The organism is Pelosinus baikalensis (assembly GCF_020819555.1).
In the GTDB taxonomy this organism is placed as follows: domain Bacteria; phylum Bacillota; class Negativicutes; order DSM-13327; family DSM-13327; genus Pelosinus; species Pelosinus baikalensis.
Window position 1 is genome coordinate 1 of the sequence record NZ_JAJHJB010000072.1, and the last position, 10,016, is coordinate 10,016.

The 10,016-nt window shown below is 41.3% G+C and carries 11 protein-coding genes and 1 pseudogene; 10 read left to right on the forward strand and 2 right to left on the reverse strand.

Annotation, left to right across the window (positions count from 1 at the left end):
- Positions 1-356 precede the first annotated feature (356 nt).
- The 5 genes from LMF89_RS24130 to LMF89_RS24150 are packed head-to-tail and all read left to right on the forward strand — an operon-like array spanning position 357 to position 5,804.
- Positions 357-920 carry an RNA polymerase sigma factor gene (locus LMF89_RS24130; RefSeq protein ID WP_229537380.1) on the forward strand — a complete coding sequence of 188 codons (564 nt, stop codon included), beginning with the start codon at positions 357-359 and terminating at the stop codon, positions 918-920.
- A complete protein-coding gene (locus LMF89_RS24135; RefSeq protein ID WP_229537381.1) occupies positions 913-1,800 on the forward strand; it encodes a hypothetical protein in 888 nt (295 codons plus the stop codon). Before LMF89_RS24130 ends, LMF89_RS24135 begins: the two co-directional genes overlap by 8 nt.
- Before the next feature lie 15 nt (positions 1,801-1,815).
- Entirely contained in the window at positions 1,816-2,688 is an 873-nt protein-coding gene (locus tag LMF89_RS24140) for an ATP-binding cassette domain-containing protein (protein WP_229537382.1), read from the forward strand.
- Positions 2,689-2,695: 7 nt separating this feature from the next.
- Positions 2,696-3,454 (forward strand): ABC transporter ATP-binding protein, encoded by a 759-nt coding sequence (locus LMF89_RS24145; protein WP_229537383.1) that lies wholly within the window; start codon positions 2,696-2,698, stop codon positions 3,452-3,454.
- A gap of 7 nt (positions 3,455-3,461) precedes the next feature.
- Entirely contained in the window at positions 3,462-5,804 is a 2,343-nt protein-coding gene (locus tag LMF89_RS24150; protein WP_229537384.1) for an ABC transporter permease, read from the forward strand.
- A 136-nt stretch (positions 5,805-5,940) separates the two neighbouring features.
- On the opposite strand, the gene LMF89_RS24155 is transcribed toward LMF89_RS24150, so the two are convergent.
- Together LMF89_RS24155 and LMF89_RS24160 are read right to left on the reverse strand one after the other, a co-directional pair.
- The gene (locus LMF89_RS24155; RefSeq protein WP_229537385.1) at positions 5,941-6,264 is read right to left on the reverse strand and encodes a hypothetical protein; all 324 of its coding nucleotides are present in this window, start codon (positions 6,262-6,264) and stop codon (positions 5,941-5,943) included.
- A gap of 212 nt (positions 6,265-6,476) precedes the next feature.
- Positions 6,477-6,773: pseudogene (locus LMF89_RS24160) on the reverse strand (integrase core domain-containing protein); the annotation flags it as partial.
- A 7-nt stretch (positions 6,774-6,780) separates the two neighbouring features.
- On the opposite strand from LMF89_RS24160, the gene LMF89_RS24165 reads away from it, so the two are divergent.
- The 5 genes from LMF89_RS24165 to LMF89_RS24185 form a co-directional block, all read left to right on the forward strand.
- The gene (locus tag LMF89_RS24165; RefSeq protein ID WP_229537390.1) at positions 6,781-7,065 is read left to right on the forward strand and encodes a hypothetical protein; all 285 of its coding nucleotides are present in this window, start codon (positions 6,781-6,783) and stop codon (positions 7,063-7,065) included.
- Positions 7,066-7,325: 260 nt separating this feature from the next.
- Positions 7,326-7,568, forward strand: a complete 243-nt coding sequence (locus tag LMF89_RS24170; RefSeq protein ID WP_229537386.1) for a hypothetical protein — start codon at positions 7,326-7,328, stop codon at positions 7,566-7,568.
- 129 nt (positions 7,569-7,697) lie between these two features.
- Positions 7,698-8,747: a glycosyltransferase family 2 protein gene (locus tag LMF89_RS24175; RefSeq protein ID WP_229537387.1), complete on the forward strand. Its 1,050-nt coding sequence runs from the start codon at positions 7,698-7,700 to the stop codon at positions 8,745-8,747.
- Positions 8,723-9,580, forward strand: coding sequence for an NAD-dependent epimerase/dehydratase family protein (locus tag LMF89_RS24180; protein WP_229537388.1), 858 nt, complete (start codon positions 8,723-8,725; stop codon positions 9,578-9,580). Before LMF89_RS24175 ends, LMF89_RS24180 begins: the two co-directional genes overlap by 25 nt.
- Before the next feature lie 102 nt (positions 9,581-9,682).
- The coding region (locus LMF89_RS24185; RefSeq protein ID WP_439651963.1) for an ArnT family glycosyltransferase at positions 9,683-10,016 on the forward strand (334 nt) is incomplete at its 3' end.

Consider the following 10,016-nt stretch of genomic DNA (forward strand, 5'->3'; position numbering starts at 1 on the left):
GTTATCGTCCACAAGGATCTGGAAGGCCTGAAACAGAGTCCCTGTCCCTTTGTTTCTGCACCTTTGTTTCTGCCTTTTTTTGGAACCTTTTCTGCGAATAAAAAGAGCTGATCAGTAGCCTTGCAGGAGTTTTGTATTTTAATGGCAAATAGAATAGAAATATGGTATGTTTTTCAAAGAAAAACTTCTATTTATGTATTGCGTACATGATATAAGGAGATGGGAGTGGCTCAAAAGAACTGTTCTTTTGAGTTTTATATCCAACATGAATTTAAATAAGGAATAATATCCATAAGGCAATATCGGGAGATGGCTTAGGGGGTATGTTTAGTTAATATTCAACGGTTTCAAGTGAGGTGGCAGTAATTATTTCTGATGAAGAACTTGCAAGGCAATTGCAGCAGAGAAACGAGACCGCTTTGGAGACTATTGTTTCTCGCTACCATTCTAAGATATTTTCATATATCTATCGAATGAGTAAGAATTATCATAGTGCTAACGATATTACCCAAGAGGTATTTATCAAAATATGCCGGAATATAAAACAGTACAATCCAGAGTTTCTTTTCAAAACGTGGATTTATACAATTGCGTCAAACACATGTAAGGACTATTTGAAAAGCGCATATGTGCAAAAAACGATTACTGGTCTTGAGATGCCTAATAATATTAGGGATCATGAGGATACGCCGGAAGAATTTTTACAGAAACAGGATGAACGGAAAGCGATTATCGAAGTTCTCAATCAATTGGGAGACATTCACCGTGAAGTAGTTGTCCTTCGTTTTTATGAAGACTTGAAACTGGAAGAAATAGCATTAGTATTGAATATTCCTGTAGGCACAGTTAAATCAAGGTTATCTACTGGCTTACATAATCTTAAAAAATTGCTTAAAGAGGGGGGCGAGGAACTTGGATAAATATCAAGAAATTCTTAGCGAAATTGATAAGGATGGAAATGATGAAGAGATGGTTGTTGTTTTAAATAAACTATCCAAATACAACGTTCCTGAGCCTACTGCTGCGATGACCAGCAGCTTGCTCTATAACCTCAAAGCAGTTTTGCAGGAAAATGATAGTAATGATGGTGTTCCAATTCTTAAACCTGTTAATAGAGTAGCGATAGAAAGGTCTGCCAGTGATGGCAGTCTACTCTCTGTCTTACGTCTGGTAAAACTCCAGTTGGATATTCTGAGTTGGCGGTTTATGGCGATGACTAGTTTGATCATTTTTGCAGGCATTTTTTTAACGGACGGTGATAGAGATTCGTTGATTTTTTTAACAAATGGAGCGCCAATTTTAGGCTTGCTGACGCTTTTTTATGAACATAGGGCAGAGCTTTATGGTACAAATGAGCTGGAAGCGTCTTGTCCTTATACACCAGCCCAATTGGCTAGTGCAAGAATTATCGTAACCTTGGGATATACGATTATCGTTTGTCTGACTGCTACGGGGATGATCGCCCTTTCTTTTTCTGATATGCTGACAAATGAAAAAGTGCTATTATGGAAGACTATTCTTGCATGGTTAGCACCCATGGTGTTTTTCTTAGGTGTCGCGTTGGCTGTTTCTTTGCGCTTAGGCGCTATGTATGGTTGTGGAACGACATTTATAATGTGGGTAGCACAAATTATTTTTGAACAAAGTGATGTTGGAAAAGGTTTGATACAAATCAGTCTAGTTGGAAACGGTTTGATACAGCGGATGCCAATGATATTCTTAGTGATAGGTCTTCTGTTGATTGCAATGCATATACGCTACTTACGTATTGAAAATATTGATTATTCCCAAGAGGGATAAAAGAGAGAGAAGAATATGTTAGAATTATCGTCCATTACAAAATGCTTTAAAAAGAATTGTGTGATAAATGATGTTTCCCTTTCTTTGCATAAGGGACTGCATCTGCTGACTGGACCTAATGGGGCGGGTAAAACAACTTTATTGCGCATCCTTGCGGGAATAATTGCGCCAACAACTGGTCAAGTATCCCTTAATGGAATTTCTCTCCCTAATGACAGTGCCAGGTTTAAAGCCCATATGGGATACCTGCCTCAGAAATTTGGGGTTTATCCTGAAATGACCGCGCAAAAATTTTTGATGTATTTTGCAGAATTAAAGGGGATTCCCGCTTCTATTGCGACACAAAAGGTTGAAGAGGTAATGGATATTGCTCAAATTACTTCTTTTCATAATAAAACGTTGCGTGATTGGACAAAGGGAATGCGTCAAAAAGTTGGGATCGCCCAAGGATTATTAAACGATCCTGATCTTCTCCTTATGGATGAGCCATTATCAGGGCTTGATCCGGAAGAAAGGTATTATTTTTGTGATTTATTTTCCAAGTTATCCTCTGAACGTATTGTCCTATTTAGTACCCATATCATTTCAGAATTAACTACTTTGGCAGATAGTATCATGTTATTACATAAGGCAAAAATGCAGTTTAAAGGTTCAATACCTATAATGCTGGATGCTGCCAGGGGGTTTGTCTGGCAAGCTACTCTATCTGAGGACGAATGGCATGATAAAAAGAATGAATTGGTAGTCAGTGCTTTACGGGCTGATAAAGGTTTGTATGAAGTAAGGATCATTAGCGATGTTCGGCCGGAGATTACGGGAGTGTGTTCTGTGGAGCCTACCTTGGAGGATGCGTATATCTATCTAGTATCCCACGATGATTCAGAATGAGAAAGAAATGGTATTTATTATGATAGAGATCAATAACCTTAGTAAAAGATATAACAACAATTGTATGGCACTGGACGATATTACTTGCAGCATAGGCACAGGTGTATTCGGTCTCTTAGGGGAAAATGGTGCGGGGAAAAGTACCTTGTTAAAGATTCTGGCGATGATGATTGAGCCTACGGGAGGTAGGGTAACTGTTAATGGGGTAGATGTATGTTCAGAGAAAACAGTAATTCGTAATCAATTAGGGTATTTGCCCCAAGAATTTGGTTTTTACTCCAGGTTGACTGGTTTTGAGATGCTCGAGTATTTTGCAGTATTAAAAGGGGTAACGGATAAACAAGCAAGAAAAATACAGGTGAATGAGGCTATTGAGCTAGTTAATCTTGCAGAGGTTAGGAATAAAAGGATTTCTACATATTCCTTTGGCATGAAACAGAGGCTGGGATTTGCGCAAGCTTTATTGGGCAAGCCCCAGCTTTTGATCATGGATGAACCTACAGCAGGACTTGACCCTGTCGAGCGCAACAATATACGCAATGTAATCAGTGAACTGGGACGGAAGATAACCATTGTTTATTCTACCCATATCTTTGCTGACATTGAAGCTTGTTGTTCGGAGCTTGCTATATTACGTCAAGGAAGTTTGGTGTTCCAAGGTAAGCCGGATGAACTTGCTAAGTTGGCCACAGGAATGAGTTGGCAGATAAAAGATACTGCTAGTGCAAAAGACGGTTATATGTCATTGATGGAATTGGCGAGGTAAGAGGAATATGAATAATATAATGGCGATTGCCTTGCAAGAAATGAGAGTAGGCATAAAGGGGGTTGGCTATTGGGTGCTTGTAGTTTTAGTCAATTGTCTTTTATTTTACTCTTTATATGAGGATCAATTCTTTGCGCTTAGAGCCATAGCGGTTTTCTATATGTTTTTTGTCTTTTGGAATATCGGTATGATTGCCAGGGATTGGCGCAGTGGCGCGGCAGAGATTGTTAATACGCTTCCCTGTAAGGATTGGGAGTTGCTGCTAGGGAGAGCAGTGAGCAGTTTTTTGCTTTTAGGTCTGCTGGGTATGCAGATGTTTTTAGTCGTGGCGACTATGGTACTGTTCGTTTTTCCTACGCCGGTGCCTTTTTTTGACCTGTTATGGAACTATTGGTTGAATTATTTTTTGATCAGTATCAATTCAATATGTATCACTTTGTTTATAGAGACGATCTGTCGTTCGAGTATTTTTTTAACCACCTTGATAACCGCTTTTTATCTAATATTGATTAATGATGGTGATCATAATACCTTATTGCCATATTGGTTACCACCGATAAATTTGGCTTATAATCTGGCAGCTACAGAATTTCCTTCACAGCTTACAGAGCGCTTTCCTAAGAATGGATTTATACCAATGGTTTTGTGCCAGCAGCTGGGGCTTTCAGCAATGTTGTTTTTAGTCAGCTATTATTTTTACAGTAAGCGGCGTTCTTTGGGAAAATTGGGATTATCATACATACTGCTAGTAACAGCTGCCTTTGCTGTATTTTTATCTGGTTCTATTCCATTCGTCCTGGAGTATAAAGCGCGCGAGCAAAGTTATCAAGAGTCTTTTAGCAATGCGGTGGCTGATGCCGGACAAGCAGCAGATAGGTCAAATAGGCTGCAACCTGTTAGCTATGTAATGGATATTAAATTGAAAACAGTCCTGAACACTGCGGACTGTGATGTAAAGCTGGTTTTTAAAAATACAAGTGACAGCCAAATACAAGAGATCCCTTTGACCTTAAAAAATTATTATACTGTTCAGCATGTAACCGATGGTAGTGGCAAAGAACTTGTTTGGGAAAGAAAAGGTGACTTTATTGCGGTGAAACTAAATGCGCCTCTTGTTGCCGGAGCCACTATGGAAATTGCTTTGGATTATTCGGGCAAAGTATGGGAGTGGTTTACGGACTATGATGCCCAGCCGAGGGGATTGATTAATTTTGTTTCACCGGCGATGACCTTGTTACGGTCTGGTCATGCATGGTATCCTGTTTTAGGTAAAAACCCGGTATACAACATTGTTGAGTATCAGAGCAGATGGAGTAATGAGCCCACCCAGATATTGTCGGCGCGCAATGTCTCCCACCTGTCTGCCGCCTTTTCGATAACTGTTGAAATAGATAGGGACATGGAAGTTGTTACAGGATTACCCTTAAGAGAAGGTATATATCTATCAGAGGGAACTGGTAGGAAGTTTGCTTTTTTCAGTTCGTCTGCCCAGGACGCTTTTTTGATAGCTGCTCCTTATGTAAAAATAGCGGCTCAGAGCGGAGATATGACAACTTATTGTGCAAAACTGCATGAAGAGAACGCAAATACGGTCATTACACTAGTCAAGGATAGGATCACATTTTATGAAAACCTGATACCACGGGCGAACAAGCAATATTTGAATGTAGTTGAGGTGCCTCAATTCTTACTGGATAGCTGGCTGGAAGAAACTGCTGAACGCAAAAAACTAGGATTGAAAAATGCTATTTTGGTCTCGGAATATTTTTTTAAATTATTGCCAAACGAAGATACGAGTGAAAAGAAATTACAAATGCTATATTTTGAAGAGGCTGTCCTAAGTCTTTGGTGGCCGGCATTTGATACAAGCGATCCAGGAAATATAAGTGCCGGGATGCTTTCCTATATGTATACCTTATATAAAGAGAATCTACTAGGCAAAGCGTATTATGAGGATATGAAACAATTTTGGCTGCAGTATAAGCCAGTGCCTAACTTGGTGGCCGGCGAGGATGGGGATAGAAACCAGGCCGGGGGTGACAACCTGGTTGTAAAAGAGATTTTTTTAATCCTTGATGATATTAGGCAATCAGAGCTTGGTGATGAAGGTGTACAATCCTTTATGCAAAAGATTCATGCAGAATCTGTTAGCACATACGACAGAGAGCTTGAGTGGCTCGATATGCTTCACATTATGGATGATTTTGGACAAGAACTGTTACAAAAAGGCTATTCCACTCAGCAAGTCAATCGGATTATGACTGGGCCAAGGCAAAAGGCGGAAACGATGAATTCCCTGAAATTATCTTCTGTAGAAGAAGCAAGATCCTTTAGGCTTAGGGTTCGTTGATGAAAGTGTTGATTGAAGATAAATAAGAAATATATGTAGGTATACAGACAAGGCACTTTTTTGTGTCTTGTTTTTTTCTACTATAAATGAGCAAATTTAATAACAAATTTTTACAGTTGTAAGATTAGACGTATCCCTATGCAATTTTAAGCTTTACAAAAATTTCTGCAAGCGGCACATTGTTTTTAGCCGCCTGGTAAATCATAGCGACTTTGTCGCGTTGACTGGCAGTGCGTACTTCTTTCAGCCTGTGTCCTAAACGGCAATAGTTTCCCGTACCGATCACACAATACAGATAGGTTAGGGCGATTAACGCAAGGATTCTGTCGATAGCTTGTGCGGAACGCACCTGATAGGAATTTAGCCCAAAGTTGCCTTTGCTTTGACGAAAAAAGATTTCAATCGGCCACCGCTGGCTGTATGAACCTACCCCGGTTAAATAGACGCGATAAACGCACAATATCTAGTTGAGACTCATGATAGCTAATTATTTCAGAATCGATGTCTGATGCAGAGCGAAAATGACCCTATTTTATTTTTTCGCCTGATTAGTACGAATTTTCTGTCTGATGGATTGTCAAGGGCGAGCGGGGTTCTGCTCGGCGGAGCGAACCCTTGAATAATCTGGAAGCAGGAAGTTAAAATCCAATAGGCGGTAAAACATATCCACCATTATGCCGCCTTCATCGCGTCCATCGGCGTTCTGTAATCGTTGCTCGAATGAATGCGGTTTCGATTATAGAAGACCTCAATGTATTCAAATATAGCTACTTTAGCTTCAGCTCGCGTCCTAAACCTTCGCCCATAAAGCCACTCTTGCTTGAGTTTTCCCCAGAATGACTCTATTGGAGCATTATCGTAACAGTTACCTTTTCGACTCATGCTACAAAGAAAACCATTCTTATTCAAGATGGCCTGATACTCTTTACTAGCGTACTGTGCGCCGCGATCAGAATGCACTAGCAGTCCCTCTTTAGTGCCAGACAAACCCGATGAAGCAGTTGTGCGATTTGTAAAGTTTTTAAGAGAAGCGAACGAAGATATTTGTCTTGAAATTCCGAGGATCAAGGTTAATGTAAGTGATGATGACCTTCGACAAATGGTTCGACAGGAATTTGGAATTGACGCAGTAAAAATTTGCAATGAACCGAGAGAAAAACAAGACGCGATATTGAAAGTAATGAAAGAAGTTGTCGGCACGAATATACGCCAGATAGCACGCATAACGGGGGTATCATCCACAAGGATCTGGAAGGCCTGAAACAGAGTCCCTGTCCCTTTGTTTCTACAACAGGTTTTGCTTTTTTCTACACACCTTTTTGTTGGACGGTTACGGTATACAGACAAGGCACTTTTTTGTGTCTTGTTTTTTTCATAAAAAAATGGCTTACCATGAACCAAAGCAAAGTTGCTCTCGTATTTATTATGGGAGAGCAAGATGGGGAATGAGTTACTCTGTATAACCTGTTAATCCGAACCAGATGAATAAGATAAAAAGGAAATATCAGCAGACCGCTGGCGATGGATGCTGGTGTCTGGCTAGTTGTACAGTCGATCAAATTGATACCGTTTGCGTTTGGTGAGTGGGCGCTCAGGCCTAACGGCGTGATGGGCGGCTTTCCCAGCGGTCATATCGGCAATAGCATTTACTTGACAACGCTGTTTGTGGTACGCCCGCGCTGCTTCGCCTGGTCGTGGGTGGAGGCTGCCCGGCATACACCGCTGCAGGTGACAGCCTTTTCCTTTCATCGTATTTTCAGATGAACTTGTTACACTCAGTTTGGCAAATTGGACAAGCAATATCCTGAGCGATTTCACTCCCCATTTTGCAGACATAGCTCACAGGTCGTTTAAATACACTTCTAATATTTTACGGATAGGGCGGAAATAGAAATGAAACTAATCTCAGTAGTTGTACCTGTTTTTAATGAGCAGGAGAATGTGAATGTGTTTTACCAAGAAGTCTGTAAGTATATGGAGCCTTTAGGCTATGCTTATGAATTAATTTTTATTGATGATGGCTCTAGTGATGATACTGCAGTGATTCTCGAACACATGACAAAGCAAGATACAAATATTAAAGCGGTTCTTCTGGCACGAAATTTTGGGCACCAAGTGGCTTTAACCTGCGGGCTTGATTATGCGCAGGGGGATGTGGTGATCACCATGGACGGCGACCTGCAGCACCCGCCAGAGCTGTTGCCGCTTTTGCTAACGAAATGGGAAGAAGGTTTTGATGTCGTGCAAACCGTCCGCGTAGGTACATCTGGCGTCTCTTGGTTAAAGAGGTTTACCTCAAGCATGTTCTACAAGTTAATTAATACCATGTCCGATGTTCATATCGTGGAAGGCGGATCAGACTTCCGGTTGCTTGATAAAAAAGTTGTTCACACTTTTCAGTGTTTTAAGGAGAAAGCCCGATTTATCCGGGGGATCATTGGCGATATGGGGTATCGTCAAACGCAGGTGGAGTTTGTGGCGCCTGAACGCTTTGCCGGGAAGTCTAAGTTTTCACCCAGAAAGATGATTTCTTTTGCCCTTGCCGGTATTACGGCTTATTCAAAACTCCCCCTGCGCTTTGCCTTTTATCTTGGCTTACTTTTTGGTGTGTTGAGTTTTGGCTTGACCCTGAATGTGGTGTACACGAAATTGTTTACCGCTGATGCTGTTCCGGGCTGGGCCACGGTCGCAGTGAGCATATTGACGCTTGGAGGCATTCAATTGGTAGGCCTGGGGATTATCGGTGAATATGTTGGACGCATTTTTGAGGAGGTTAAGCAGCGGCCGTTATACTGGGTCAGCGCTGAATTTAAAAGTGGCACTGAAGCCGTCGTTTCTGAAAACGGCAATAGCCTTGGTAAATTGCAATGTCAAAAACGCGATGAAAGTTATTTACCTAAAATCAAGTCGGAGATTTATTGCTTCAATCGGATATACAGGTAACTATTCTGGACAATTTGATTACCGGGTTATTTAGCAATATCAATCCAGGGGCTGTTTTTCTGAAAAAGGACATTCGGGATGAGGACCTTACGGATTTGTTGGCAAGAGAGCGATTTGATTATGTTGTGCATCAAGCCGCTCAAACAACGGTAGCTAATTCTCTGGAAGATCCCTATTACGATTGTGATGTGAATATTCGTGGATTCATTAATTTGCTTGAAGCAAGCCGGTTGACGGGAGTAAAGCGAATTGTTTTCGCATCAAGTGCGGCCATTTATGGCGATACTGCCGTTTTACCGATTCATGAGGACTGCAAGAAACGACCTATTTCTTTTTATGGTGAAAGCAAGTTGACAGGGGAACATTATCTGAATTTATATTATGAAAACTTTGGCTTGGAGTATGTTGCATTGCGCTATGCCAACATGTATGGGGAGCGTCAGGGTGATAGCGGTGAAGGTGGTGTGATCAGCATATTTTTAAATCGATTGATTGCCGGTCAGGGGCTAACCGTATACGGCGATGGAAATCAGACCCGGGATTTTATTTATGTGAAAGATATAGCGGCAGCAAATTATGAAGCGTTATTTTCCCAGTCAGCAAACCGTAGCTATAATATCAGCACGATGAAGGAGACCAGCCTTCAGGCGTTGATTGAGCTGTTGATTCAAATCGCTGGAAAACAGCCTGAGGTGATTAACCATGCTGCGCGTGACAAAGATATACGACGTTCGGTATTGAACAATCAGGCTGCAGTCAATGAACTCCATTGGCAGCCGGCCTATACGTTAAAGGAAGGCTTATATTCAATGCTGCGTACTTTGCAACACTGAAGTTGAAGAATTTGAGCCAGCTGGAAAGGGACTGTTGATACTATGATAAATAAAAAAGTTTGGCTTTCGATTGCCCTGATTGTATGTGTAGCCGGTATACTCATGTTTACCTTTCTGGGAATGCATCCCTTGATGGATCCGGATGAACCGGTATATGCCGAAACCGCCAGAGAGATGCTGCAGTTTCATGATTTTATTTCTCCTCGCATTTATGGAGACTTCTGGTATGACAAACCGCCAATGTATTATTGGCTGGTGGCTGCCGCATTTAAAATCTTCGGAGTTGGTGAGTTTTCCGCTCGTTTTCCTTCCGCTTTTTTCGCAGTAGGAGGAAGTATTTTAGCCTATCTATCGGGCCGGAAACTTTTCAATGAGCGTGCCGGATTACTTGGGGCTCTGGTATTGGCAACGAGTCTGGAATATTTTTATTTGGGTA

Coding starts and splice junctions, on each gene's coding strand:
- LMF89_RS24145 (WP_229537383.1), top strand. CDS start 2,696: ATGGTATTTATTATGATAGAGATCAATAACCTTAGTAAAAGATATAAC.
- LMF89_RS24170 (WP_229537386.1), top strand. CDS start 7,326: ATGGATGCTGGTGTCTGGCTAGTTGTACAGTCGATCAAATTGATACCG.
- LMF89_RS24175 (WP_229537387.1), top strand. CDS start 7,698: ATGAAACTAATCTCAGTAGTTGTACCTGTTTTTAATGAGCAGGAGAAT.
- LMF89_RS24150 (WP_229537384.1), top strand. CDS start 3,462: ATGAATAATATAATGGCGATTGCCTTGCAAGAAATGAGAGTAGGCATA.
- LMF89_RS24140 (WP_229537382.1), top strand. CDS start 1,816: ATGTTAGAATTATCGTCCATTACAAAATGCTTTAAAAAGAATTGTGTG.